Below are 26,147 nucleotides of genomic sequence, written 5' to 3' on the forward strand. Positions count from 1 at the left end.
TCCCGGATACCCGTGCTGCTGTACCACGCGGTGATGGACGACCCGCCGGATTGGATCGCCGAATTCACCGTCACACCACGGTCGTTCGCCGCCCAGCTGGACGCGATCGCAGCCTGTGGCCGTACCCCTGTCCCGGTCGGCGCCCTCGTCGATCATCTCGCGGGACGTGGGCCGCTTCCCGACCGTGCGGTCGTCCTGACCTTCGACGACGGCTTCGCGGACCTGCCGGGCCCGACCGCCGAGGCACTCGCGGGACGGTCGATGCCGGCCACCGCGTACCTCACGACCGGCGCGCTGACCCGTTCCGGCCCGGGTAGCCTGCTGCCGCCCGGACCGATGATGAGCCTGGAGCAGGCGCCGCTGCTGGAGCAGTACGGCATGGAGGTGGGCGGGCACACCGTCACCCACGCCCAGCTGGACACGCTGTCCGGTGCCGCCCTGCGGTCCGAACTCGTCGACTCCAAGAAGGCGTTGGAGGACGTGCTGGGTCACGGGGTGACCCACCTCGCCTATCCGCACGGATACAACAGCGCTCGGGTGCGCCGTGCCGCCCGTGCCACCGGATACGACAGTGCGGTGGCAGTCCGGCACGCGCTGAGCTCCGGCCGGGACGAGCCGTACCGTATCGCGCGCCTGATCCTGCGGCAGAGCCACACGGTGCGCGACGTCGAGCGCTGGATGGCGGGCGAGGGCGCACGCGTGGCGCCGTACCACGACTCCGTGCCCACCGTGGGCTGGCGGTGGTACCGGCGGGCGCGGGCCGCCGTACGGGGGCCGGTGTTCGCGGGGTGAGGCGGCAGACCGCACGGAAAACGACGAGAGCGCCACAAAGCCGAAGTACATTCCTATACTTCGCTCAAGGGGACAGCGGCGTGACGGCCGTGACCACATCCGTGGGGGGAGTCGCACCGTGCAGCAGCATGTGCCCGCGCCGGTCGAGGGGGACACCACGGGGAGCGCAGGGCCGGTGCTCTCTCCCGGGCAGCCGCCCGGCGCCGCCCCCGGCGGGACACCCCGCCGTCTCGTCGACGCGCTGAGACCCCGGACCTTCCTCACCTGGCTGCCGTTACTCCTGGCGGCCGGACTCTGGATCATCTCGCTGCCGTCCATCGGGTTCCGCTCGATGGGCGAATACGGCCTCCTGGACCGGCTGCCCGTCACCTACTACCTCTCCCTGCTCGTCCTGACCGCGGGTTTCCTGGTCAGCCTCCGCCGCGCGGGCACGGCCCCGTGGTGGCCCGCGCTGTACTGCGCCGGACTGCTGGTGGCCCTCAAGGGCGTACCCGCCGTCCTGTACGACTCGGAGCGCTACCCCTGGGCCTCGAAGCACGACGCCGTCATCGACCACCTGCTGGCCAACGGCGAACTGCGCCCGAACGAGGGCCTGTCCGGCAACATGTCCGCCTACGACCAGTGGCCCGGCTTCTTCACGCTCAACGGCGGACTCGTCCGTACCTTCGGGGCCGACAGCGCCGCCACCTATCTGAACTGGGCCCCCGTCGTCTTCGGCCTGCTGATGATGCCGGTCCTGATCCTGATCTACCGCACCTTCACCGAGGACTGGCGCCTCGTATGGGCCGCCGTCTGGATCTTCCAGCTCGCCAACTGGGTCGGCCAGGACTACCTCGCCCCGCAGGGCCTCGCCTTCCTCCTCCACCTCGCCGTCCTCGCCGTCGTGGTGCGGCACTTCGTGCGCCCCGGGTCGGCCGGACGGCTGCGCTCGCGCGCGTACCTCGACCCGGCCGCGGCGGCCGTCCCGCCGCCCACCGGAACGGGGCAGCGCGCGGTCTGCGTCGTCGTCCTCGCGCCCCTGATCCTGGCCGTCAACGCGGTGCACCAGCTGACCCCGGTCATGCTCTGCGTCACCCTGCTCGCGCTCAACCTGACGCGCCGCTACCGCAACGTCGGGCTCCTCGCCGTGGCCGGGCTGCTCATGCTGGCCTGGGACCTCACCATGGGCCGTCCCCTGTTCACCGAGACCCTCGGCACCCTGCGCGACTCCCTCGGCGAACTCACCCAGAACTCCCGGGCCGGATACGCGGGACAGCTCACCGGGGCCGGGCCCGAACTCGCGGGGCGGGCCAACATCCTGATGGTGCTGGCCGTCGCCGTCCTCGCGGGCGCGGCCGTCCTGCTGCGTCGCCGCCTGGTGCACAGCGCCCTGCCTCTGCTGCTGGCCTCCGCCGCACCCGTACCTCTGTTCGTGGTCAACGACTACGGCGGCGAAATGCTCTTCCGGGTGTATCTGTTCGCGCTCCCCGGCGCCGCTTTCTTCGCCGCCGCGGCGCTCGTACCGGCGGCCGGAGGCACCGGAGCACACCGGGTACGGCCGGCCGTACGGAGGGTCTGCGCCGTCGCGCTCCCGGTGTCACTGGCCGCGCTGCTGGTCGGCTTCATGCCGTCGTACTACGGCAAGGAGCAGATGAACTACACCCCGCCCGCCGAGACCGCGCTCGTCACCCGCGCCATCGACCGGGCCCCGGAAGGGGCGCTGATCCTGGCCACCACCGGCTCCTTCCCGCAGGCGCTGCGCCGCTACGACCGGCTGGAGCACTGGTTCTTCGCCGAACAGGAGCTTCCGGCGAACGTCGAGATGCTCAAGGATCCGGCACGCTACCTCTCGACCCGGCTGCCCTCCGGCACCACGGCCTACGTCATCCTCACCCGCACCCAGGACATCTACACCGCCGGTGAGGGGTTGCTGCCTCCCGGCGGCTTCGCCGCACTGGCCCGGGACCTCGCCGTCTCGCCGCTCTTCAGCGTGGTCGAGCGGACCCGGCACGGCGTCGTCCTGCGCTACGACAGCCCCTGAGCCACGACCGGCCGGCCGCGGCCCCTGAGGGCGTGCGCACGGCAGACCCAGATCAGGAAGGCAGAACCACGTGTCCGAGAACCGGCAACCGGCATTCCCCGCCCGCCAGACCCTGACCAGAGCCGCCCTGGCGCTCTCCGGGTGGGTGGCGCTCGCCGCGACCGCGCTGCCGGCGGGCTCGCCCCTGCGCTGGGCCCCCGTGTTCCTCTTCGTCTGCTTCGGCCCCGGGCTCGCCCTGCTGCATCCGCAGCCCGGTCTGCTCAGGCCGGGTGCCCGCCTCGAAGCGGCCGCGCTCGCCGCGCCCCTGGGGCTCTCCGTGGCCGTCATCGCGGCCACCTCGTTGTTCCTGGTGAAGGGCTTCTCGGGGACCGCGTTCCTGGTGTCGCTCGCCGCGTTCAGCACCCTGGCCTCGGCCCTCCCGGGTCTTCCGCTGCCGGCCGTCACCCGGGGAGCCGTCGAGCGGGCCCTGGCGACACCCGTGAGGCGCGGGTGACCCGCCACCGCGCACCGGAGGAGCGCCGCCCCCGTAGGTATCCGGTGCTCGCCCTGGTCGCCGTCGCGGCGCTGCTGACCGGACTCCTCGCCTGGATCGGCACGCGCTCGTCCGGCGAGGACGACGGCGTCGCCGGGGGTGCGCCTTCCGCCGACGTCCTTCCCGCCGACGCCGCCACCGGCCCGGTGCCCGGCGGGACGTGCGCACCCACCACCACACTCGTGCCGCCGTGCGGGGCCTGGTGGGGCGCCTATGTGCCGTACGCCGCGAACGGCTCGCTGACGGACGCGGTGTACGCGTTCGAGAAGAAGATCGGCCGGAAGCTCGACCTCCTGTACACCTACCATGACATGTCGGACACCGACCTCGACGGACAGCTGCTGACCCCCGACGAGCAGGTTCTCGGCCGGGACCGGATGCTGATGCTGGCCTGGGAGTCCACGGTGTGGCGCGAGCCCCATCACGCCGACTGGACCGAGGACCAGCTCGGCTGGGCGAACATCGCGTCGGGGAGGCACGACCGGGAGATCATCGACCCGCAGGCACGTCGCCTCAAGGCTTACGGGAAGCGGGTGTTCTTCTCCTTCGACCAGGAGGTCGACGCCCGGGTCGGTGACGCGGGCACGGCGGAGGAATACGTCGCCGCCTACCGCCACATCCACGACCGGTTCGAGGAGCTGGGGGTGGACAACGTGGTGTGGGTGTGGACGGTGTCCGGCTACCTCCCGTCGGGAGAGCTCTTCGAACAGCTCTACCCGGGCGACGACTACGTCGACTGGATCGGCATGGACCAGTACAACTACTTCACCTGCCACGACACCACGGACTGGAAGGACTTCGACCGCAGCCAGCGGCCGACGTACGAGTGGCTGCGCACCCACATCAGTGCCGAGAAGCCGCTGATGTTCGCCGAGTTCGCCACGGTGCCCGATCCGGCGGACAGGGACCGCCAGCGTGAGTGGTACGAGGAGATCCCGGAGGTGGTCCGGACCATGCCCCAGGCCAAGGCACTGGTCCACTGGAACCGGGCTGTCCCGGGCAAGGGCTGCGACCTCACGGTCAACGACGGTCCGGGTCTGGAGGGTTACCGCACGGCCGGCGAGGACCGTTACTTCAAGCAGCCGGTGCCCGGCCGCTGACCCACCCGCGGACGCCGTACGCCACCGCCGTGGCCGCGAACAGCCCCACGGACACGGGAAGTCCGGCCGCGGCGAAGGCGTCCTGCGCGACCCACCCGGCCAACGCGAGCGCCCACAGCACCGCCGCCGTGACCCGCCAGTTCGCACCCGCGGTCCGCAGCAGGACCGTGGCCAGCGCCAGGCAGAGCAGCTGGAGCGCGAACGGCAGGGCCCGGAGCACCGCGGCCGGGCAGTCCGGCCCCGCCGCTCCGGCGAGGAAGCCGGCGAGCGTGCCGTGCCACTCCCGTGAGGCGGCGGCGGGCCGGATGCCGAGGATCAGGGGGGCGGAGTGCAGGGCCGCCACGGTCACCAGCAGGGCCGCGCCCAGCAGCGCGGGCCGCGGGCGGCGCAGGGCGACGGCCGCACTGTAGACGACGATCATGAGCACCCAGGCGGCCACGGTGACCGGTGGCAGGGCGTCGATCAGCTCCGCACCGGTCAGCCGTGCGCGCCCGGCGTGCGCCGCCCGCGACAACGGCACCCAGAACAGACCGGCCGCGAGCCCCAGCAGCCCCCACAGCCACAGCGCGTCGGCCCGCGCGCGCTTGGTGTCCGCCCGGGCCGCCGGTACGCGGACGGGGAGGCCGTAGGCGGGAGTCACCGTCTCGCGGGCGGCGCGCAGATACACCGTGTCCGAGGTCCGGTCCGCCTCGTACTCCTCGGCCCGCCGCTCCCGGGCGCGCTGCGCCGCGAGCCGGGCCCAGCTCGTCCCGAACTCCTCGCGCTCCGGCGCCGGGCGCCGGGAACCCCACGGCGTCCGCCCGGTGAGGGCCGAGCGCAGTCCCAGGGCGGACACGGCCGCCACCGCGGTCATGGCGATCAGCATCGCCCAGCCGGCCCCGGCGATCCCCATCGGGCCGAGCAGCACGGCCGCGCTGCCCAGGACGAGGGTGCACATCGCGCCCTGCAGAACGGCCAGGGCACCGGTACGGCCCTGCACCCGCAGCACGCCGATGTACAGCTCGACCACGACCCGGGGCAGTGCTGCGGCGGCCAGCAGCCGCAGGACCAGGGTGCCGTGGTCGGCGTAGTCGGCGCCGAAGGGGGCGAGGATCTGCGGGGCGAAGAGGACCAGCACGACGACGACGGGAACCAGCAGGACCGCCATGCGGCGCAGCGCCCCGCGTACGCCTTCGGCCAGATGACCGGGGCTGCGCGAGGCGTGCGCGGTGAGGGAGGAGGCCATGTTGATGGCCATGAACTCCATGGTGCCGCCGACGGTGTAGGCGATGTAGAAGAAGCCGTTCTGCGCGGCGTCGAAGCGCACGGCCACCATGACGGGCAGCAGGTTGATCATGGCCAGGCTGAAGAGCGCGCCGACCGAGTCCCCGGCGAGGAATCTGCCGATCTCGCGCATCCGGGGCGGCTCGCGGTCCCGGTCGGCTCCCGCTTGGCGCGGGATCAGCCGGCGGAAGATCAGCCAGCCGAGCGGCAGTACGGACAGAGCGATGGCGGCGGCCCAGGACACGAAGACGCCGAGCACGGGCAGGGCGGTCGCGAACGCGGCGAGGAGCAGCAGCTTGCCGATGGAGAACACGGCGTTGCCGACGGGCACCCAGACGGCCTCGCGCAGCCCGGTCAGCACTCCGTCCTGGAGCGTGAGGACCGCCCACGCGACGCAGGAGCCGGTGAAGACGAGCCCGGCGGACAGGGTGCCGAGCGGGGCGTACGAATCACCCCACAGGTCCAGGCTGAGCAGGAAGACCACGCAGGCCAGGCTGACGACGACGGAGCTGACCAGGTAGGTACGGGCGACCAGGGATCCGGTGGCACGCCCGGCGCGGGGCACGTAGCGCACGACGGCACCGATCATGGTGGTCGCGGTGACCGAGGCGAGGAGCCGCATCGCGGCGATGGCGGCGGAGCCCTGGCCGACGGCCTCCTCCGTGTAGTAGCGGGCGGCGACCAGCCAGAAACCCAGGCCGAGGGCGGCGGAGACACCGGTGGAGAGCATCAGGGCGTAGGCGTTACGGAACATCGAGTCGCCGTTCGCGCCGTCCTTCGGGGCGGGTGAGGGCGCCGCGCCGGCCTTCGGCGGGCCGACTCTCGTCGTGTCAGCCACCGGGCAGCTCTCTCGCCGGCCCGGCACCCGCTGAGGTCAGGATCTCGATGACCGGGCCGGCGCGCAGCGGATCCACGGGCAGGGCGTGGCGCGCGAACCAGGCTGCCTCGGCGGGGGAGGGGGACGGGTCGGTGAACGCCTCGCCCGCGTAGGTGTCGAGCGGCGGGTCGTAGAGATAGCCGACGGTGATGCGGTGGCGGGCGAGTGCGGCGACGGCCGCGTCCCGGTCGGCCACCAGCAACGGCACCCGGAACAGCGGCTGTACGGAGGAGCAGGCCCGGACCGGAGGCGCCCAGCGGGTCGCGAGGAGGCGCTCGGTGCCCGTCCGGTGCGCGGCCAGCCGTTCGTCGAGGCGGCCCAGCAGGTACCGGAGGCGCCGCAGCCGTAATCGCCCCGGCGCGATGCGGTAGTCGTGCATGTCGACGCGGACCCAGGAATGGAAGGCCGCCAGCGAGGGCGCGGCGTCAAGCGCCTGCCGTAGCTCCGCCGGCCGCAACGGCATCCGGATCCCCTCCCGTTCCTGGAGGCCGAGCAGCCGCAGCGCCCACCAGGCGGCCGGGGCGACCCGCAGTCCGCGTACGGCCGACTCGGCGTACGGGCGTATGGAGTAGGCGAGTTCGGCGGTGAGGCGGGCCGGGTCGAGCAGGGCGTCCCGTGCCTGTTCCAGGGGGGCGCGCAGAGCCGGGTCGGCGACGGTGAGGAAGCCTCCGGCCTTCGCGCCGACGTGCTTGGAGAGGCTGAAGACGGCCGCGTCCCCGTACGAGCCGACCGGCTTGCCGTCCGTGACGCTGCCGATGGCGTGCGCGGCGTCCTCGACCAGCGGGATGCCGAGGCGGTCGCAACGCTCGCGGAGCCGCCCGGCCGGGTCGGGATTTCCGTACAGATTGGTGGTGAGGACGGCCGAGAGGCCGTTCCACACGGCCTCGGGGACGGCGTCCACATCGATCGAGCCGTCCGCGGCGGACAGCGGGGCCTGGACGGGCCGCAGACCGGCGGCGAGAACGACGAAGAGGATGACGTCGTCGTTGACCGGGGACATCAGGATTCTTCCGCCGGGTTCGCACCAGTGGCGGAGCGCCAGGTAGAGGCCCAGCCGGCAGGACGGGACGTACAGGCACTCCCGGCCGAGCCGGGTACCCACGGCCGACTCCATTGCTTCCACTGTCTCCAGCACAGCACGGTCCGCCGGACCGCTCTCCCCAAGAGCCATGTGTTCCCCCCAGAACCCTGCTCAATGTCGCCCAGTCCGTGGCACTTCGTCAACAATGCGGAAGGACCCGCCCCTCGGCCGGGGCAGGTCCTTCCGCAACGACGTACCGGTGGTGCCGGTGACGCCGGGTCACTCCTCCACGGTCAGGCCCTTCCTGAGCTTGGCCAAGGTCCGTGAGAGCAGCCGGGACACGTGCATCTGCGAGATGCCGAGCTCTTCGCCGATCTCCGACTGCGTCATGTTGGAGACGAACCGCATGGAGAGGATCGTGCGGTCGCGCAGCGGGAGTGATGCGATGAGCGGCTTGAGGGACTCGACGTACTCGATGCCCTCGATGCCGTGGTCCTCGTAGCCGAGGCGGTCCGCGAGGGCGTTCTCGCTGCCGTCGTCGTGGTCATCGGGCTTGGCGTCCAGCGAGCTCGCGGTGTACGCGTTGCTCGCGGCCATGCCCTCTACGACCTCGTCCCTGCTGAGGCCGAGGCGGTCGGCGAGTTCGACGACCGTGGGTGCGCGGTCCAGCTTCTGGGCCAGCTCGTCGCCCGCCTTGGCCAGGTCCAGCCGCAGCTCCTGCAGTCGGCGCGGGACGCGCACGGACCAGCTGGTGTCGCGGAAGAAGCGCTTGATCTCGCCGACGATGGTGGGCATCGCGAACGTCGGGAATTCAACGCCCCGGCTGAGTTCGAAGCGGCCGATCGCCTTGATCAGGCCGATCGTGCCGACCTGGACGATGTCCTCCATGGGTTCGCTGCGGGTGCGGAACCGGGAGGCGGCGAACTTGACCAGGGCCAGGTTGAGTTCGACGAGGGTGTTGCGGACGTACGCGTACTCGGGGGTGCCCTCGTGGAGGGCTTCGAGCCGCGCGAAGAGCGTCTTGGACAGTGCCCTGGCATCCAGGGCGCCGACTTCGGCGTAGGGCGGGATCTCGGGGAGCCCCTCGAGGCCCTCGAAGTCCTCGATCGCGAGGTGGTCGTCGGCGGTCGGTTCAATGGTGGGGCCGGTGGTGCTGATGCTGGTGCGCGGGCCGGGTACGGCGCTCGCGACAGCGGAGTCGGAATCGGTCGGTCCCTGAGGACATGCCGACGCCGCGATGTGGGTACGCGATACGTCGAGCCGGGGTGACATGGTTCTCCTCCATCGTTCTCGGCATATGGCTGCCGATGCCCATACGTGTTCCTGCGGTGAAGCGGCGCCTCCGAAGCCGATCGGGTTTCTGGTTGTGATGTCTCTTCTACCCTTACCCGGTTCCAGCCGTGAGTTACAAGCGCCAAATACGCCTATATGTCCGGTTTGTTGAGTTCTTCGACTACCGTGTGGCGAGGGAAACGCGTAATGTTTTACGCACGTCGGGGGCAGCCACGATGAAGCCGCGTACACACGGGTGCGCGGGCAGCGACGGACGGCGAAGAGGATCGGGCATGGACCGCGGGACGGTCGGCAGTGCGAACCGGGGTCGGCTACAGGTCGAAGTCCGGTCAGAGGGCCGCAGTGAAGTCTTGACGCCGGTGGGTGAGCTCGATCACCACACCGCCGATCTGCTGCGGGAGCCTCTGGACAACGCGGTGGAGGCAGGGCGTACGCGCCTGGTGGTCGACTGCTCGCGACTCGACTTCTGCGATTCCACCGGGCTCAATGTGCTGCTCAGTGCGCGCCAGAAGGCCGAGGCCGCCGGGGGAGGGGTCCACTTGGCCGGAATGCAGCCCGTGGTGGCTCGCGTCTTCGAGATCACGGGGGCTGCGGCGGTCTTCACCGTCCATGCCTCGCTCGAAGACGCTCTGAGCAGCTGACAGCAGCGTTCCCATGCATGCCCCCTGCTCCGGGAGCCCCCGCTATCCTGCGGATCACGCTCCTGGCGTAGGCGAACCGGGTGTCGTGGCCACGCGGCCGGGCAGAAGACACTCCGTCGGGGTCGTGAAACCCGACACTCTGTACCTGATCAGTATCTGTTCGATGGCAAAACACACGGTGAATCGGTGAGGTGAAGCGCTGATGAGCACCACCCGGCAGCATCCGCCGGGCGGCCTCGGCCGCGAGCCGGACGGTACAGGCCCCGCCTCTGCCGTGCCCGCTGACCGGCAGTGGCGCACGCTCTCGCTGAGACAGGCCAGCGGCATCGTGCCGATGGCCCGCGACTTCGCCCGGCAGGCGCTCCACGACTGGGGCTGGCTCCCCGCGTCGGGCGCCGACCGGCGGGCGGCGGCCGAGGACGTCCTGCTGGTCGTCTCCGAGCTCGTCACGAACGCCTGTCTGCACGCGGACGGCCCCGAGGAGCTCCGTATCGCGTGCTCGCCCAAGATGTTCCGGGTCGAGGTGGTCGACGGCGGCGCCGGGCAGCCGGCGCCGCGCACCCCGCACCGGGCGGGGCGGCCCGGCGGGCACGGCATGTTCATCGTGCAGCGGCTCTGCCTCGACTGGGGTGTGGCGCGCACACCGGACCAGCCCGGCAAGACCGTCTGGGCGGAGCTCGCGGCACCCGCGTAGCCCCGACCGCTCTCGCCGTACGACTCAGGCCCCGCACCGTCCGGTGCGGGGCCTGAGTCGTACGGGCGGTGTCCGTGTCAGCGGACGTTGCCCATGAGTGCCTTGACCTTGCCGCGGTACATGAAGATCGCCGCACCGGCGACGACCGCGAGCGCGGCCTGGAGGGCCACCACCCCGGTGCCGTTGAGCTCGACACCCGCGATGGACAGCAGACCCGTGGTGCAGTCACCGGCGGTCACTGCCAGGAACCAGACACCCATCATCTGGCTGGCGTACTTGGCCGGGGCCATCTTCGTGGTCACCGACAGGCCGACCGGGGACAGCGTCAGCTCGGCGACTGTCTGCACGAAGTAGATCGCGACCAGCCACATCGCGGCGGCCTTGTGGCCGTCACCCGCGATGGTCAGCGGCGCCAGGAAGAGGAAGAACGACGCGCCGACCAGTACCAGACCGGAGCTGAACTTCACGATCGTGCTGGGCTCCTTGCCCCGCCGGTTCATCGCCATCCAGAAGGCGGCGAAGACCGGGGCCAGAGCCATGATCAGGACCGGGTTGACCGACTGGTACCAGGAGACCGGGAAGTCCCAGCCGAGGACCGAGTTCTCCGCGGAGGAGTCGGCGAAGATCGCCAGGGTCGAACCGCCCTGGTCGTAGATCATCCAGAAGATGGCGGCGGCCACGAAGAACCAGATGTAACCGGACATCTTCGCCTGCTCGGCCTGGCTGAGCTCCTTGTCACGCTTGATGCGTGTCAGGACCATCACCGGGATGACCAGGCCGGCGACCGTGATCGGGACCAGCAGCCAGTTCAGTGTGTAGACGCCGGTGACGACGGTGCCGATGTAGAAGACGGCCGCGATGCCCAGCCAGATCATCGACTTGCGCAGCGTGGACGCGCGCTCGTCGGTGGAGAGCGGCTTCGGCACGACGAGGCTGCGCTCGTTCAGGTGGCGGGTGCCGAGCAGGAACTGCGCGACACCGAGGCCCATGCCGAGGGCCGCCAGGGCGAAGCCCAGGTGCCAGTTCACGTTCTCGCCGACGGTGCCGATGATCAGCGGGGCGGCGAAGGCACCCATGTTGATACCCATGTAGAAGATCGTGAAGCCACCGTCGCGGCGCGGGTCGTCCGGGCCGTCGTAGAGGTGGCCGACCATCGTGGAGATGTTGGACTTCAGCAGGCCGGAGCCGATGGCGACGAGTCCGAGTCCGGCGAAGAACGTGCCCTCGGAGGGCAGTGCCAGCGTCAGATGGCCGAGCATGATGACGCCGCCCGCGACGGCGACGGTCTTGCGGGGACCCCAGACGCGGTCGCCGAACCAGCCGCCGGGCAAGGCGAGCAGGTACACCAGCGACAGGTAGACCGAATAGATCGCCGTGGCCGTGGCGGGATTCATGTGAAGCCCGTTGGGAGCGATCAGGTAGAGCGGGAGAAGGGCACGCATGCCGTAATAGCTGAAGCGCTCCCACATCTCCGTCATGAAGAGAGTGGCCAGGCCGCGGGGGTGGCCGAAGAAGGTCTTCTGCGAACCGGAAGTACTGGCCGAGTCCTTCGTCAGGCTGGACGCCATGGTCGATCCTTGCTGGTCGGGACGCGCCGCCTCGTGAGCGGTACGCGCCCGGTGGGGGGCAGCCGGCACCGGGCGGACACACCCCACCCCCGACGCCTCGAGGGGATTCGATCCGGCCACCCGCTCCGCACGGAGCTCGGGGACGGGGTCGTGGGACAGACCGCTCCGGGATCCACACCCGGCGCGCGTCCTCACGCTCCGGGCCCGGCCCACAGGTCATTCACTGGTCGGGGCCGGCGGGAACCGGCCCGTACACAAAAGAGACCCTTGGCGCGAAAAGCTACCCAAAGGTCCTTTGGTGGTGCAACAGGCGTCGAGCAACCATACGACATGACACTCGGGGATTTGAAAGGACTTGAGAGATGGATCACAGGTAGGGACGGAGTCACGGTCCCATATTCGAAGGAGGATGCCCGGACAGTGGCCCTGACCCGCAGGGTTTGAGCAGTGCCTCACCTCATCAGGCCTGTGCGGACTACCATCACTGCATGACCCGTGTACTGCTCGCCGAGGACGACGCATCCATCTCGGAGCCACTGGCCCGCGCCCTGCGTCGTGAGGGTTACGAGGTCGAGGTCCGTGAGGACGGTCCGTCCGCACTCGACGCCGGACTCCAGGGGGGCGTCGATCTGGTCGTCCTCGACCTGGGGCTGCCCGGGATGGACGGCCTCGAGGTCGCCAGGCGGCTGCGGGCCGACGGCCACGCCGTGCCGATCCTGGTGCTGACCGCCCGGGCCGACGAGGTCGACACGGTGGTCGGCCTGGACGCCGGCGCCGATGACTACGTCACCAAGCCCTTCCGCCTCGCCGAGCTCCTCGCCCGGGTCCGCGCCCTGCTGCGCCGCGGCGCCACCGAGCCCGCCCCGCAGCCCTCGACCCACGGCGTCAGGATCGACGTCGAGTCCCACCGGGCCTGGATGGGTGACGAGGAGCTCCAGCTCACCGCCAAGGAGTTCGACCTGCTGCGGGTCCTCGTACGGGACGCCGGCCGGGTCGTCACCCGCGACCAGCTGATGCGTGAGGTCTGGGACACCACCTGGTGGTCCTCCACCAAGACCCTCGACATGCACATCTCGTGGCTCCGCAAGAAGCTCGGCGACGACGCGGCCAATCCGCGCTACATCGCCACCGTCCGGGGCGTCGGCTTCCGGTTCGAGAAGAGCTGACGTACAGAACAGTCATGCGCCGCCGACTGATCAACTCCACACTCGCCGTGGTGCTCGTCGTGATCGCCGTCTTCGGCGTCTCCCTCGTCATCGTCGAGACCCGCACCATCAGCAACAGCGCCCAGGAAAGCGTCGACTCCGAGGCCTTCCGGCTGATCAGCGTCGTCGAGAGCCGGCTGCTCGGCGCCGAGCGGATCACCCCCCAGGTACTCGCCGAGCAGGTGGACGCCAGCCGCTACGCCCGCGTCGAGATCCCCGGACGCGCTCCCATCGAGGTCGGCGAACGCCCCACGGACAGCAACGTCACCCGCAGCACGGAGATGGGGGAGCAGGGCGAGAGGGTCACCGTCGAGGAGTCCCGTTCCGCCGTGACCCGAGAAGTCGGCCGGACCCTGCTGATCATCGGAGCGGTGGCGCTGCTCGCCATCATCTCCGCCGTGCTCCTCGCTGTACGCCAGGCCGACCGGCTGACCTCCCCGCTCACCGACCTCGCCGAGACCGCGGAACGACTCGGATCGGGTGACCCGCGCCCCCGGCACAAGCGGTACGGGGTGACGGAGCTGGACCGGGTCGCCGACGTCCTGGACTCCTCGGCCGAGCGGATCGCGCGGATGCTGACCGCGGAGCGGCGCCTCGCCGCGGACGCGTCGCACCAGCTCCGTACGCCCCTGACCGCCCTCTCCATGCGGATCGAGGAGATCTCCGTCACCGACGACCCGGAGACGGTGAAGGAGGAGGCGAACATCGCGCTCACCCAGGTCGAGCGGCTCACGGACGTGGTGCAGCGGCTGCTGACGAATTCCCGTGACCCGCGCACCGGCTCCGCCGTCGTCTTCGACCTCGACGAGGTCGTCAAGCAGCAGATCGAGGAATGGCGCCCCGCCTACCGCAGCGCCGGCCGTGCCGTCGTCTGCTCGGGCAAGCACGGGCTGGACGCCGTCGGCACCCCGGGTGCCGTCGCCCAGGTGCTCGCCGCGCTGATCGAGAACTCGCTGATGCACGGCGGCGGCACCGTCGCGCTGCGTACGCGCGTCACCGGCAACCAGGTGGTCGTCGAGGTCACGGACGAGGGCCCCGGTGTCCCCGCCGACCTCGGGGCGCGGATCTTCGAGCGCACCATCAGCGGCCGTAATTCCACCGGGATCGGCCTCGCCGTGGCCCGGGACCTCGCCGAGGCGGACGGCGGCCGGCTCGAACTGCTCCAGCAGCAGCCTCCGGTCTTCGCCCTCTTCCTCAGCCGGGTCGCACCGAGCCGCAAGGAATCCGTACGCCCGGTCCGCTGAGGCGGCCGGGGCCGCCCGGCCTCAGTGAGGCACGGGACCGGGCGTCACCTCGTCGGGGGCTCGTCGCTGCTCCAGAAATCGTTCCGCGCTGAGCACGGCCTCCTTGGCAGGCAGCGCCCTGAACACCCAGGTGCGGTAGGACCAGAAGCGGAACAGCGTGGCGATCCCGATGCCGACGATCTTGAAGACGTTGCTCTGGACCGGGCTGTTCCACCCGAAGCCGTACGTCGCCAGATAGAGGACGCCCGTCTCGATCACCGCTCCGACGGCGCTGAACAGCAGGAACAGCGTCAGCTCCCGGGTCCGGCCGCTCTTGTCACGGTCCCGGTAGGTCCAGTAGCGGAAGCCGACGTAGTTGAAGAGGATGGCGACGACCGTCCCCATCAGTCCGGCCCGCACCACCGGAATCTCCGTGGTGCGCCAGATCAGGTTCGATACGACGATATTCACGACCAGCCCGAGAGCGCCGACCGCGCCGAACTTGGCGACCTCCCGGGCCAGCAGATCAAGCCGGGTCCGCAGTGCGCCCCGTTCGCTCATGGTGATCGCTCAGCCCCGTCCGGTCGGTTTCGTCAACCCGGCCATGCTAACCAGCCCTCCCGTGTGATGTCGGTGAGCCTGCCGCCGCGTGACGAGGCTTCCTTCCCGCGGCGCCGGGGGCCCGGCCGGAGAAGGTGAGGGGAGCTGCGCGCGCCCGATACCCTGGACCCGTGACGTTCCCTGTAGTCGGCATGGTCGGCGGCGGCCAGCTCGCCCGAATGACCCACGAGGCGGGCATCCCCCTCGGCCTGAAATTCAAGCTCCTCAGTGACACTCCCCAGGAGTCGGCCGCGCAAGTGGTCGGCGAAGTCGTCGTCGGCGACTATCGCGACCTGGAGACCCTGCGCGCCTTCGCACGCGGCTGTGACGTGATCACTTTCGATCACGAGCATGTGCCGACCGAGCACCTGCGGGCCCTGGAGGCGGACGGCATACCCGTACGTCCCGGCCCCGACGCTCTCGTGCACGCCCAGGACAAGGGGGTGATGCGCGCGAAGCTCACGGAGATCGGCGCGCCCTGCCCCCGACACCGCATCGTCGCGGACCCGGCGGACGCCGCCGCCTTCGCCGACGAGGTGGGAGGTTTCCCGGTCATCCTCAAGACGGTCCGCGGCGGCTACGACGGCAAGGGTGTCTGGGTGGTCCGTTCCGAGGCGGACGCCGCCGAGCCCTTCCGGGCCGGTGTCCCCGTCCTCGCCGAGGAGAAGGTCGCCTTCCGGCGGGAGCTGGCGGCCAACATCGTCCGCTCGCCGCACGGTCAGGCCGTCGCCTACCCCGTCGTCGAGTCCATCCAGGTGGACGGGGTCTGCGACACCGTCATCGCCCCGGCGCCCGACCTGGACGAACGCATCGCCGGCGAGGCCCAGCAGCTCGCCCTGCGGATCGCCGCCGAGCTCGGTGTGGTGGGGCACCTCGCGGTCGAGCTCTTCGAGACGCGCGGACCCGACGGGAAGCCCGGCATTCTCGTGAACGAGCTCGCGATGCGCCCGCACAACTCCGGGCACTGGACGCAGGACGGCGCGGTCACCTCACAGTTCGCCAACCATGTGCGGGCCGTCCTGGACCTTCCGCTCGGCGACCCCCGCCCGCGCGCCACCTGGACGGTCATGTGCAACGTCCTCGGCGGCGACTACCCGGACATGTATCAGGCGTATCTGCACTGCATGGCCCGCGACCCGCAGCTCAAGATCCACATGTACGGCAAGGACGTGAAGCCCGGTCGCAAGGTGGGCCACGTCAACACCTACGGCGACGATCTGGCGGACGTGCGGGAGCGCGCCCGGCACGCGGCCGACTACCTGCGAGGAACGATCACCGAATGACCGCACCAGGTTCCGCCCCCGTCATCGGCATCGTCATGGGCTCGGACTCCGACTGGCCCGTGATGGAAGCGGCCGCGGAGGCCCTCGGCGAATTCGAGATCCCGTACGAGGTCGACGTCGTCTCCGCGCACCGCATGCCGCACGAGATGATCGCGTACGGCGAGAGGGCCGCGGACCGCGGTCTCAAGGCGATCATCGCAGGAGCGGGCGGGGCGGCACACCTGCCCGGCATGCTCGCCTCCGTCACCCCGCTGCCCGTGATCGGCGTCCCGGTCCCGCTGAAGTACCTCGACGGTATGGACAGCCTGCTGTCCATCGTCCAGATGCCGGCCGGTGTCCCCGTCGCGACGGTCTCCGTCGGTGGCGCCCGCAACGCGGGCCTGCTCGCCGCCCGTATCCTCGCCGCCCACGACAGCGCGCTGCTGGAGCGGATGAAGGACTTCCAGCAGGAGCTCAAGGAGCAGGCGACGGAGAAGGGCAAGCGGCTGCGCGCCAAGACCCAGGGCGCGGACTCCTTCGGTTTCGGGAAGTAGGCGCCGCCGTGACCACTCCTGGCAACCTGAACCGTGCCCGGCTGCTCCTCGCCGACCACCCCGTCGTCGACGGCCACAACGACCTCCCCTGGGCCCTGCGCGAGCAGGTCGGCTACGACCTCGACGCCCGCGACATCTCCAAGGACCAGACCGGCACCCTGCACACCGACATCCCGCGGCTGCGGGCCGGTGGCGTCGGCGCGCAGTTCTGGTCCGTCTACGTGGCACCCCGCCTGGCGGGCGACGCCGCGGTCAGTGCCACGCTGGAGCAGATCGACGTGGTCGGCGAGATGCTGGCCCGTTACCCGGAGGACCTGCGGCGCGCCCTGACCGCGGACGACATGGAGAGGGCCCGCGCCGAGGGGCGTATCGCCTCCCTGATGGGGGCCGAGGGCGGCCACTCCATCAACAACTCCCTGGGCACCCTGCGCGCGCTGCACGCCCTCGGCGTCCGCTACATGACGCTCACGCACAACGACAACACCGCCTGGGCGGACTCGGCGACCGATTCCCCGCGCGTCGGCGGCCTGTCGGAGTTCGGCCGTGAGGTCGTACGCGAGATGAACCGCATCGGCATGCTGGTCGACCTGTCCCATGTGGCGGCCACCACGATGCGCGACGCGCTCGCCACCTCCGTGGCCCCGGTGATCTTCTCGCACTCCTCCGCCCGCGCGGTCTGCGACCACCCGCGCAACGTCCCCGACGACGTGCTGCGGATGCTCGCGGCCAACGGCGGCGTGGCCATGGCGACGTTCGTACCGAAGTTCGTCCTTCCGGAGGCCGTCGAGTGGACGCTCGCCGCCGACCGCAACATGCGGGAGCACGGCCTGCACCACCTGGACACCACGCCGGCCGCCATGCGGATCCACGCGGACTTCGAAGCGCTCAACCCGCGCCCGATGGCCACCGTGGCCACGATCGCCGACCACCTCGACCACATGCGCGAGATCGCCGGGATCGACCACGTCGGCGTCGGCGGCGACTACGACGGCACGGCGTTTCTCCCGCTGGAGCTGGAGGACGTGTCCGGCTACCCGTACCTGATCGCGGAACTGCTCACGCGCGGCTGGTCGGACGCCGACGTGGCCAAGCTGACGTGGCAGAACGCCGTAAGGGTCCTGCGCGAGGCGGAAGCGGTGTCCCGCGACCTGAGCGCCCGGGTCGGCCCGTCCCACGCGACGATCGACGAGCTGGACGGTCCGGCGCGCTGAGCCGTACGGCTCGGCAGGAGGTGGGCGGCCCCGGGGCCGTACACCTCCTCTTCGTGTCAGGCCTTCGGGCGGCCCATCGCCCGGTACGTCCACCCGGCCTCGCGCCACACCAGCGGGTCCAGGGCGTTGCGCCCGTCCAGGATGATCCGCCGCCCCGCGACCTCGCCCAGCGCCGCCGGGTCCAGCTCGCGGAACTCGCGCCACTCCGTCAGGTGCAGCACCACGTCCGCCCCGCGCACCGCGTCCAGCGCTGTGTCCGCGTAGCCGAGGGTCGGGAAGAGCTGCCGGGCGTTGTCCATGCCCTTCGGGTCGAAGACCGTCACCTGGCCGCCCTGCAGATGGATCTGCCCGGCGACGTTCAGGGCCGGTGAGTCTCGTACGTCGTCGGAGTCCGGCTTGAAGGTGGCGCCCAGCACCGCGACCCGCGTGCCCAGGAACGACGCCCCGCCCACGGCCTCACGAGCCAGCTCCACCATGTGACCCCGGCGGCGCATGTTGATGGAGTCGACCTCCCGCAGGAAGGTCAGCGCCTGGTCGGCGCCCAGCTCGCCTGCGCGCGCCATGAAGGCCCGGATGTCCTTGGGCAGGCAGCCCCCGCCGAAGCCGATCCCGGCCCGCAGGAACTTCTTCCCGATGCGCTCGTCGTGGCCGATCGCCTCGGCGAGCTTCACCACGTCGCCGTCGGCGGCCTCGCAGACCTCGGCCATGGCGTTGATGAACGAGATCTTGGTGGCGAGGAAGGAGTTGGCGGAGGTCTTCACCAGCTCGGCGGTCGGGAAGTCCGTCACCACGAAGGGCGAGCCCTCGGCGACCGGTCCGGCGTACACCTCGCGCAGCAGCTTCTCGGCCCGCTCGCTCTCGACACCGACGACGATCCTGTCCGGGTGCAGCGTGTCCTTCACCGCGAAGCCCTCACGCAGGAACTCCGGATTCCAGGCCAGCTCCGCGTCCGTACCCACCGGCGCCAGCTCGGCCAGCCGCGCCGACAGCCGTGCGGCGGAGCCGACCGGGACGGTGGACTTGCCCACGACCAGCGCGGGCCGGGTCAGCTGCGGGGCCAGCGACTCGAAGGCGCTGTCCACGTAGCTCATGTCGCAGGCGTACTCGCCGTGCTTCTGGGGAGTGTTCACGCAGACGAAGTGCACATCGCCGAACGCGCCGATCTCCTCCCAGGAGGTGGTGAACCGCAGCCGCCCGGTGGACCCCGGGATGCCCGCGACATGCTTCTGCAGGATCTCCTCGAGTCCTGGCTCGTACATCGGCACCTTGCCCGCCGAGAGCATCTCGATCTTCTCGGGTACGACATCCAGCCCGAGGACTTCGAAGCCCAGCTCCGCCATGGCCGCGGCATGGGTGGCGCCGAGGTAGCCGGTGCCGATCACGGTGATCCTGAGGGCCATGGGTGCTCCTGAACGATGCGGACAGACGTGCGGAAGCGAGCATAACCGTGCGTGCGGAACGCTGTTTCGCGGCCGCGGCCGGGTGTGCCTCAGTGGCTGTCGGCAAGCTCACGTGCCCCGCCCGTATGCCTGCGCTCGGAGGGGCCACTAAAATCGGGTTACTTAACGGTAGTTAGCATCCTTGGGGAGTGAGCGTCTTGGCGGGTTCGACCGATTTCGACCTGTACCGTCCGGCCGAGGAGCACGACATGCTCCGCGAGACGATCCGTTCGCTCGCCGAGGCGAAGATCGCCCCGCATGCCGCCGCGGTGGACGAGGAGGGCCGCTTCCCCCGGGAGGCCCTGAACGCCTTGGTCGCCTCCGACCTGCACGCGGTCCACGTCCCGGAGGAGTACGGCGGCGCGGGCGCCGACGCGCTCGCCACGGTCATCGTGATCGAGGAGGTGGCCCGCGTCTGCGCGTCCTCCTCCCTCATCCCGGCCGTGAACAAGCTGGGCTCGCTCCCGGTGATCCTCTCCGGCTCCGAAGCCCTGAAGAAGAAGTACCTGGGCCCGCTCGCCAAGGGCGACGCGATGTTCTCGTACGCCCTCTCGGAGCCGGACGCCGGCTCCGACGCGGCGGGCATGAAGACCAAGGCCGTCCGTGACGGCGACTTCTGGGTCCTCAACGGTGTGAAGCGCTGGATCACCAACGCGGGCGAGTCCGAGTACTACACGGTCATGGCCGTCACCGACCCGACGAAGCGCTCCAAGGGCATCTCGGCGTTCGTCGTCGAGAAGTCCGACGAAGGCGTCTCCTTCGGCGCCCCGGAGAAGAAGCTCGGCATCAAGGGCTCCCCGACGCGCGAGGTCTACCTCGACAACGTCCGTATCCCCGCCGACCGCATGATCGGCGAGGAGGGCACCGGCTTCGCCACCGCGATGAAGACCCTGGACCACACCCGCATCACGATCGCGGCCCAGGCCCTCGGCATCGCCCAGGGCGCCCTCGACTACGCCAAGGGCTACGTCCAGGAGCGCAAGCAGTTCGGCAAGCCGATCGGCGACTTCCAGGGCATCCAGTTCATGCTCGCCGACATGGCGATGAAGCTGGAGGCGGCCCGCCAGCTCACCTACGCGGCAGCCGCCAAGTCCGAACGCCTCGACGGCGACCTCACCTTCTTCGGCGCCGCGGCCAAGTGCTTCGCCTCCGATGTCGCGATGGAGGTCACCACGGACGCGGTCCAGCTGCTGGGCGGCTACGGCTACACCCGTGACTACCCGGTGGAGCGGATGATGCGCGACGCCAAGATCACGCAGATCTACGAGGGCACCAACCAGGTCCAGCGGATAGTCATGGCGCGGAACCTGCCGTAGTCCCCCTGCACATCAGATGAGGGAGCCCTCGCTTCGGTGGGGGCTCCCTCTCCGTTGTGCCCATGGGGGAGCGGCCGGCTCAGGCGGGCCGTTCCCCGTCAAGGATCTCGTCGGCGGTGGCGGCGGTGGCGGCTCGGCGAAGCCAACGGCGCAGGACGTCGAGGTCGCGGCAGCCGGTGATGGTGTTGCGGATGCCGTCGGGCACATCGATGCCGCGCTCGTCGAACACGAGCAGGATGTCTTCGGCGCGGCCCCGTGCCTCGCCCTCGGCACGGCCCCGCGCCTCGCCTTCGGCACGGCCTTCGTCCCGGATTTCTTCCGAGAGGGGGGAGATGTAGAAGGAGAGATCCACGGCCACCAGGTTCCTCCACTGTTGTGCGGCGGGGCGGGTGCCCAGGCCTTGTGCGGTCAGTTCGACGATGGGGGCGGCGATTTCGTCCGGGGCGCCGCGAAGGGCCGCGGACAGCGTTTTCAGTATGGCACCGACGTCCGGTTCGCCCGCGTGTGTGATGGCGGACAGCGTGGCGAGTGCCAGGTCCTTGCGGGCTTCGGCCACATCGGTGACGGCGGGGATGTTGTGCGGGCCCGCGACGAGCGGCCGGAGGGTGAGCACAGGCCACTGGGGCGAGCCGAGCGGCAGCGGGCGGGCAGCCCACGCGGCGGTGGCCCGGTCCTGGCAGACGACCAGCAGCGTGGTGGGCAGCCGGTACTTCTCCAGCAGGTAGGAGACGTAGTACGCCCAGCTCGTGGGTTTGTCGGGGTCCTTCTTGCCCTGTGCTTCCACAGCGAGGAGGAAGGGTCCGTCGTGCTCCGTCTCGATGCGCAGCAGGGTGTCCACGCGGCGTTCGACAGGCCGGGACTCCGTGAGGTCGGTGGTGACGACATCGGCGGAAACGAATGGCGGGAAGGCGACTCCGAGCACTTCGGAGACTCGGGAGAAGAGCTCCGGGTACTCCTGGAAGACGCGGTGTATCGCCTCGTGGGGTGCGCTGACCATGGAGGTCCGTTCGGGTTGGTGGATGGTGTGCCGGGTCAGGCCGCCGCAGGTGCCTCCGCGCGGCAGTCGCGGCAGTGGCCGGGGTGGCGGGAGCGGAAGGCGCGGTCGCATCGGTCGCAGTTCTGGAGCGGGATGACGATCACGCCGGGGCGCAGCGGGGGTGCGAGGTCGTGGGCGCCGGGGAGCGGTGGCGGCAGCAGGGTCGTGAGCCGGTGCCGCAGGAGCTTGGCCGGGTGCCTCAGCGGCACGGGCAGGTCGGCGGTGAGGGCGTGGCGGACCGTGTCGGGGTGGGCGTCGCGTTCGAGCCAGGTGACCACGCCCGGGGTGAGGATCGCGATGTCTCGCTCCGACAGGACGAGTTGGGGTGACAGCCGGCGGAGGTCCGCGAGGAGTGACGTGGCGGCGCGCCGCAGCTCCGGGGTCTCCGCCGCCGGGTGGGGGACGGGCGGGGGCGGCGCCGTACGCGCTGTGGGGGCGGGTACGCAGACCGGGGCGGGCGGCGGTGACGCCGGTGCCTCGGGCACGGGCGCGGGCTCATGTGGTGCGGGTGGAGGGGCTGTTCGCGCCGGGGGCCTTTCCGGGGGCTTCTCCGGAAGCCTCTCCGGCGGCCGAGGGGGCTGTGGTGCGGCCTGCTCGGTGTCCGGCCGGTTGCGGGAGACGGTGCGGGTGACGACACGGCCGTCGAGGAGCCGTACCCGGCTGCGGTGCAGATAGCCGGCGGCCTCCAACTCCCGCAGGGCGGCGGCGATGCGCGTCTCGCTCTCCGGGAACCGCTCGGCCAGCCGCTTGATGCCGATCCTCGCTCCGGCGGGCAGCGACTGGATGTGCACGGCGAGCCCGATGGCGACCAGGGACAGCTCCCTATGTCGGCTGAGGTGGTTGCCGATGACGGTGAAGTCGGTGGTGTGCCGGGAGTTGATGTGGACGACGCCGGAGGACGGCTTCGCATCCTCGGTCGTACCGGGTGGGGCGCACGGGGGCGCGATATCCTGCTGTGTATCCATCGGGAAGGGGCTCTTCCTGGGTGGTCAGGCCCTCGTCCGGGATTGCAGTCCCGACGGGGGCCGTCGCATGTCTGGTGGGTTGTCGCGGCGAGCATATGACACTCAACCCATCTCAAATCCAGCTCAGTTGCCATATGTCACCCGCGCGAGTGACTGGGGTGGGGCGGGGTCGGGTTGGGGTGGGGAAAGTTCTTTTCTCACATATTTGAAAGCTTTTTACGTCGCGGTCCACCAGGCCGTGGTCCACCGGGTCGTGGACTCCCGCGACCCGGTGCGCGCAGTCACGGTGCGGTTCGTCCTGTGCTTGTCCGGCGTTGTCCTGTCTGTCCCGAGTGACGCGCGGGGTACATCCGGGGTTGAACGGTGACGGCATGTACGTGGAAGGCGGGGCGCGGATGAGTGTGGACGGGGCCGGTACGCAGCACGGTGACGGCGGAGCGGACGAGCATGGCTGGGACGTCGATCCCGACGACGAGTCCGGCGTCGCGGTGATCGCCACGGTGGGCCGCCAGATCAAGGCGTGGCGGGAGTCGGCGGGCATGCGGGCCGGCGAGTTCGGGGCGGCGATCGGGTACGGCGAGGACCTGGTCTACAAGGTGGAGGGCGGGCGGCGCATCCCCCGGCCCGAGTTCCTGGACAGGGCGGACGAGGTCCTGCGGGCGGGCGGCAAGCTCGCCGCCATGAAGCGGGACGTGGCGGAGGTGCGGTACCCGAAGAAGGTGCGGGATCTGGCGAAGATGGAGGCCAAGGCGGTCGAGCTCGCGGCATACGGCAACCACAACATCCACGGGCTGCTTCAGACCGAGACATACATGCGGGCGCTGCTTGTCACCCGCCGTCCTGCGTACTCCCGACCGGAGCTCGAGCGCATGGTGGAGGCTCGCATGGCTCGGCGTTCGGTCTTTGATCGCGAACCAGCTCCGGAGTTCAGTTTTGTCCAGGAAGAGGTGACCCTGCGCCGCCCGATCGGAGGGACAATGGTGCTGCGCCAACAGCTTGAACGCCTCGTGGAGGTAGGGAACTTGCCCAACGTGGAGATCCAGGTGATGCCCACATGCCGGGGAGATCACCCCGGCACGGGTGGGCGGATCCAGGTGCTGAAGTTCGGGGACGGCTCGGCTGTGGGGCGTACGGACAACGAGTTCGCAGGCCGCCCCGTATCCGACCCCAAGCAGCTCCGAATCCTCGAACTGAGGTATGGCATCATCCGGGCTCGGGCTCTCTCGCCAGGGGAGTCGCTGGCCTTCATCGAGCAAGTGCTGGGAGAGACATGATCCGCAAGGCCATTGCCGAGGAAGCATCCGGGCTGGAGTGGTTCAAGAGCAGCTACAGCGACAGCAGCGACGGCAACGACTGTGTCGAGGTCGCCGCCCGCCCGCACTCCGTCCTGGTCCGCGACTCCAAGAACACCACCGGCCCCCGCCTCGGATTCGCCCCGTCAGCCTGGGCGGCGTTCGTGGAGCACGCCTCCCGGGGCTGACCGGGCAGCGGCAGGTACGTACGACGAGGGCGGGCCGGGGAGAAGCCCCCGGTCCGCCCTCGTCGTGTGACGCCGCCGGTCAGTTGCCCTTGACCGTGACCTTCTCGTCGTTCTTCAGCTGCTCGACGAGCTGCTTCACCTTGTCCTTGTCCCAGACCAGATTGCCGTTCGCGCTCTGGCCCGAGAGCGGGATGTTCATCGACGTGCCCTCGCCGCCCGTGACGCCCTTCATCGCGAAGAACATGTTGCCGAGCGACCAGAGCGACATGTCCTTGTCCACGATCAGGGTGTCCAGGCCCGCGCCCATGGTCGGGTAAAGCTTGAACGGGTTGAGGATCGTCGACGTGGTCGCCGTCTGGGAGGCCAGGGCCGCGAGGAACTTCTGCTGGTTCTTCGTGCGGTCCAGGTCGCTGCCCGCGAAGGCGTACCGGGTGCGGACGAAGGCGAGGGACTGCTCGCCGTTCAGCGTCTGCTTGCCGGCCTGGAAGTCGGCGCCGGACTTCTTGTCCTTGAATGCCTTGGGGATGTCCATCTCGACACCGCCGATGGCGTCCACGATGTTGGCGAAGCCGCCGAAGCCGATCTCGACGTAGTGGTCGATGTGCAGCCCGGTGTTGTACTCGACCGTGCGGACCAGCAGCTCCGGGCCGTCCTCCGCGTAGGCGGCGTTCAGCTTCACCTGGCGGCCCGTGCCCTCGAACTTCTTGCCGGACTCCGAGCCGACGAAGCTGGGGATTTCGACGTTGGAGTCCCGGGGCAGGGAGATCATCGTCGGGCCGTTGGAGCCGTCGTGCAGGATCATCATCGAGTCGGTCCGCTTGCCCTCGGCGGAGCCGGTGTGCAGCTTCTTCTTGTCCTCGGCCGTCATGCCCTCGCGGCTGTCGGAGCCGACGATCAGGTAGTTCGTGCCGTCGCCCTCGGAGGGGCGGTCGATGACCTTGGCGAGGTCGACCTCGCGCTTGAGCTTGCCGTCGGCCCAGAAGTACGTGCCGATGGAGACGGCGAGCACCACGACGACCAGGGTCAGTGCGCCGACCTTGATCCGCCGGCCCCAGTCGGGCGCCGGCCGGGGCTGCACGTAGCCGCTGTCATCGCGGCGGCCACCGCCCTGGCCGCCGCCGTAGACCTGGCCCGTGTTGTAGCCGCTGTCGTAACCGGGTGCCTCGCCGTAACCGTCCTGGCCCGGACCCTGGCCCTGCTGCGGCGGGATCCGGGGCGGGGACTGCGGCGGCGCGGGGCGCCGCCGGACGTGCGGCATGGCGCGGGCGCTCTCGGGCCGAGGGCTCGCACTGCCTCGCCCGTAGCGCTCGTCGGGTCCGCCGTTCCGTCCTTCGGGCCAATCGCTCATGCGGACCAGTGTGCCGTGTCGACCTGTGCCTCTTACAGGGCGTACGGGAGATCGGGGCATGGCTGTTGCGAAGCTGATGCAATGCAACCGGGTGCAAGCCCCCGCATAAGGTGGACGGCATGACAGAACAGTCCCCGTCACCGGAGGGCGATATCCCGGTCAAGCCGACCTCGGCCTCCCGGACCACCCTCAGTCACATCATGACCGGTAGCGACACCAACCTCCTGGGCACGGTGCACGGCGGCGTGATCATGAAGCTGGTCGACGACGCGGCGGGGGCGGTCGCGGGCCGGCACTCCGGTGGGCCGGCCGTGACGGCCTCGATGGACGAAATGGTCTTCCTGGAGCCGGTACGCGTGGGTGACCTTGTTCACGTCCGCGCCCAGGTGAACTGGACCGGCCGTTCCTCGATGGAGGTCGGCGTCCGCGTCATGGCCGAGCGGTGGAACGAGTCGACCCCCGCCCAGCAGGTCGGCAGCGCCTATCTGGTGTTCGCGGCGGTCGACGAGGACGGCAGGCCGCGCCGCGTACCGCAGGTGGCCCCGGAGACGGAGCGCGACAAGCGGCGCTACCAGGAGGCCCAGATCCGCCGCACGCACCGCCTCGCCCGGCGCCGCGCGATCAAGGAACTGCGGGAGCAACGGGCCGCCGAAGGAATCGACGACTGACAGTAGCGCGTGAATCTGGGTCGTTGGGAGATCACGGAC

Annotated in this window: 24 protein-coding genes; 15 read left to right on the forward strand and 9 right to left on the reverse strand. The window is 70.3% G+C overall.

All coding sequences use genetic code 11. The features are described 5' to 3' along the window. The first annotated feature begins 12 nt into the window (after positions 1 to 12). The 4 genes from ACWD04_RS12775 (at position 13) to ACWD04_RS12790 (ending at position 4,444) form a co-directional block, all read left to right on the forward strand. Complete coding sequence (locus ACWD04_RS12775; RefSeq protein ID WP_451131146.1) at positions 13 to 792, forward strand: polysaccharide deacetylase family protein; 780 nt, start codon at positions 13 to 15, stop codon at positions 790 to 792. Between the two features lie 118 nt (positions 793 to 910). Then, a complete protein-coding gene (locus ACWD04_RS12780; protein ID WP_451131031.1) occupies positions 911 to 2,812 on the forward strand; it encodes a hypothetical protein in 1,902 nt (633 codons plus the stop codon). Between the two features lie 70 nt (positions 2,813 to 2,882). Then, positions 2,883 to 3,305, forward strand: a complete 423-nt coding sequence (locus ACWD04_RS12785; RefSeq protein WP_451131033.1) for a hypothetical protein — start codon at positions 2,883 to 2,885, stop codon at positions 3,303 to 3,305. After that, positions 3,302 to 4,444: a glycoside hydrolase family 26 protein gene (locus ACWD04_RS12790; protein WP_451131035.1), complete on the forward strand. Its 1,143-nt coding sequence runs from the start codon at positions 3,302 to 3,304 to the stop codon at positions 4,442 to 4,444. The genes ACWD04_RS12785 and ACWD04_RS12790 overlap by 4 nt, the downstream gene beginning before the upstream one ends. Here the strand turns inward: ACWD04_RS12790 and ACWD04_RS12795 are convergent. From ACWD04_RS12795 to ACWD04_RS12805, 3 genes are all read right to left on the reverse strand, one after another. After that, entirely contained in the window at positions 4,419 to 6,545 is a 2,127-nt protein-coding gene (locus tag ACWD04_RS12795; protein WP_451131037.1) for a lipopolysaccharide biosynthesis protein, read from the reverse strand. The two genes, ACWD04_RS12790 and ACWD04_RS12795, sit on opposite strands and share 26 nt — an antisense overlap. Then, on the reverse strand, positions 6,538 to 7,698 hold the full coding sequence (locus ACWD04_RS12800) for a DegT/DnrJ/EryC1/StrS family aminotransferase (protein ID WP_451131039.1): 1,161 nt from the start codon (positions 7,696 to 7,698) through the stop codon (positions 6,538 to 6,540). The genes ACWD04_RS12795 and ACWD04_RS12800 overlap by 8 nt, the downstream gene beginning before the upstream one ends. 186 nt (positions 7,699 to 7,884) lie before the next feature. Then, on the reverse strand, positions 7,885 to 8,877 hold the full coding sequence (locus ACWD04_RS12805) for an RNA polymerase sigma factor SigF (RefSeq protein ID WP_451131041.1): 993 nt from the start codon (positions 8,875 to 8,877) through the stop codon (positions 7,885 to 7,887). 293 nt (positions 8,878 to 9,170) lie between these two features. Between ACWD04_RS12805 and ACWD04_RS12810 the strand changes: the two genes are divergently transcribed. Further along, positions 9,171 to 9,539, forward strand: coding sequence for an STAS domain-containing protein (locus ACWD04_RS12810; RefSeq protein WP_451131043.1), 369 nt, complete (start codon positions 9,171 to 9,173; stop codon positions 9,537 to 9,539). Between the two features lie 202 nt (positions 9,540 to 9,741). Beyond that, positions 9,742 to 10,233, forward strand: coding sequence for an ATP-binding protein (locus tag ACWD04_RS12815; RefSeq protein ID WP_451131045.1), 492 nt, complete (start codon positions 9,742 to 9,744; stop codon positions 10,231 to 10,233). Between the two features lie 77 nt (positions 10,234 to 10,310). Here ACWD04_RS12815 and ACWD04_RS12820 read toward each other — a convergent pair whose 3' ends face one another. Next, positions 10,311 to 11,801 carry an oligopeptide:H+ symporter gene (locus ACWD04_RS12820; RefSeq protein ID WP_451131047.1) on the reverse strand — a complete coding sequence of 497 codons (1,491 nt, stop codon included), beginning with the start codon at positions 11,799 to 11,801 and terminating at the stop codon, positions 10,311 to 10,313. 488 nt (positions 11,802 to 12,289) lie between these two features. On the opposite strand from ACWD04_RS12820, the gene ACWD04_RS12825 reads away from it, so the two are divergent. After that, positions 12,290 to 12,967 carry a response regulator transcription factor gene (locus tag ACWD04_RS12825; RefSeq protein ID WP_451131049.1) on the forward strand — a complete coding sequence of 226 codons (678 nt, stop codon included), beginning with the start codon at positions 12,290 to 12,292 and terminating at the stop codon, positions 12,965 to 12,967. A 14-nt stretch (positions 12,968 to 12,981) separates the two neighbouring features. Further along, complete coding sequence (locus ACWD04_RS12830; protein ID WP_451131051.1) at positions 12,982 to 14,250, forward strand: ATP-binding protein; 1,269 nt, start codon at positions 12,982 to 12,984, stop codon at positions 14,248 to 14,250. 21 nt (positions 14,251 to 14,271) lie between these two features. On the opposite strand, the gene ACWD04_RS12835 is transcribed toward ACWD04_RS12830, so the two are convergent. Further along, the gene (locus tag ACWD04_RS12835) at positions 14,272 to 14,790 is read right to left on the reverse strand and encodes a GtrA family protein (protein ID WP_451131053.1); all 519 of its coding nucleotides are present in this window, start codon (positions 14,788 to 14,790) and stop codon (positions 14,272 to 14,274) included. Positions 14,791 to 14,960: 170 nt separating this feature from the next. Here ACWD04_RS12835 and ACWD04_RS12840 point away from each other — a divergent pair, with 170 nt between their 5' ends. The 3 genes from ACWD04_RS12840 to ACWD04_RS12850 are packed head-to-tail and all read left to right on the forward strand — an operon-like array spanning position 14,961 to position 17,856. Continuing rightward, entirely contained in the window at positions 14,961 to 16,112 is a 1,152-nt protein-coding gene (locus ACWD04_RS12840; protein ID WP_451131055.1) for a 5-(carboxyamino)imidazole ribonucleotide synthase, read from the forward strand. Continuing rightward, on the forward strand, positions 16,109 to 16,645 hold the full coding sequence (gene purE / locus ACWD04_RS12845; protein WP_451131057.1) for a 5-(carboxyamino)imidazole ribonucleotide mutase: 537 nt from the start codon (positions 16,109 to 16,111) through the stop codon (positions 16,643 to 16,645). The genes ACWD04_RS12840 and purE overlap by 4 nt, the downstream gene beginning before the upstream one ends. Before the next feature lie 8 nt (positions 16,646 to 16,653). Further along, positions 16,654 to 17,856, forward strand: coding sequence for a dipeptidase (locus ACWD04_RS12850; protein WP_451131059.1), 1,203 nt, complete (start codon positions 16,654 to 16,656; stop codon positions 17,854 to 17,856). A gap of 56 nt (positions 17,857 to 17,912) precedes the next feature. On the opposite strand, the gene ACWD04_RS12855 is transcribed toward ACWD04_RS12850, so the two are convergent. After that, a complete protein-coding gene (locus tag ACWD04_RS12855) occupies positions 17,913 to 19,256 on the reverse strand; it encodes a UDP-glucose dehydrogenase family protein (RefSeq protein WP_451131061.1) in 1,344 nt (447 codons plus the stop codon). Between the two features lie 197 nt (positions 19,257 to 19,453). On the opposite strand from ACWD04_RS12855, the gene ACWD04_RS12860 reads away from it, so the two are divergent. Beyond that, positions 19,454 to 20,611 (forward strand): acyl-CoA dehydrogenase, encoded by a 1,158-nt coding sequence (locus tag ACWD04_RS12860; RefSeq protein WP_451131148.1) that lies wholly within the window; start codon positions 19,454 to 19,456, stop codon positions 20,609 to 20,611. A 79-nt stretch (positions 20,612 to 20,690) separates the two neighbouring features. Here ACWD04_RS12860 and ACWD04_RS12865 read toward each other — a convergent pair whose 3' ends face one another. Together ACWD04_RS12865 and ACWD04_RS12870 are read right to left on the reverse strand one after the other, a co-directional pair. After that, the gene (locus ACWD04_RS12865; protein ID WP_451131063.1) at positions 20,691 to 21,608 is read right to left on the reverse strand and encodes a hypothetical protein; all 918 of its coding nucleotides are present in this window, start codon (positions 21,606 to 21,608) and stop codon (positions 20,691 to 20,693) included. Positions 21,609 to 21,643: 35 nt separating this feature from the next. After that, positions 21,644 to 22,612, reverse strand: a complete 969-nt coding sequence (locus tag ACWD04_RS12870) for a helix-turn-helix domain-containing protein (RefSeq protein WP_451131065.1) — start codon at positions 22,610 to 22,612, stop codon at positions 21,644 to 21,646. A gap of 395 nt (positions 22,613 to 23,007) precedes the next feature. Between ACWD04_RS12870 and ACWD04_RS12875 the strand changes: the two genes are divergently transcribed. Continuing rightward, complete coding sequence (locus ACWD04_RS12875; RefSeq protein ID WP_451131150.1) at positions 23,008 to 23,886, forward strand: helix-turn-helix domain-containing protein; 879 nt, start codon at positions 23,008 to 23,010, stop codon at positions 23,884 to 23,886. Beyond that, entirely contained in the window at positions 23,883 to 24,092 is a 210-nt protein-coding gene (locus ACWD04_RS12880; RefSeq protein ID WP_451131067.1) for a DUF397 domain-containing protein, read from the forward strand. Before ACWD04_RS12875 ends, ACWD04_RS12880 begins: the two co-directional genes overlap by 4 nt. A 79-nt stretch (positions 24,093 to 24,171) precedes the next feature. Here the strand turns inward: ACWD04_RS12880 and ACWD04_RS12885 are convergent, their stop codons facing one another. After that, complete coding sequence (locus ACWD04_RS12885; RefSeq protein WP_451131069.1) at positions 24,172 to 25,440, reverse strand: LCP family protein; 1,269 nt, start codon at positions 25,438 to 25,440, stop codon at positions 24,172 to 24,174. A gap of 119 nt (positions 25,441 to 25,559) precedes the next feature. Here ACWD04_RS12885 and ACWD04_RS12890 point away from each other — a divergent pair, with 119 nt between their 5' ends. After that, complete coding sequence (locus tag ACWD04_RS12890) at positions 25,560 to 26,108, forward strand: acyl-CoA thioesterase (RefSeq protein WP_451131071.1); 549 nt, start codon at positions 25,560 to 25,562, stop codon at positions 26,106 to 26,108. Positions 26,109 to 26,147 lie beyond the last annotated feature (39 nt).

It is taken from the genome of Streptomyces sp. NPDC002911, assembly GCF_053591835.1.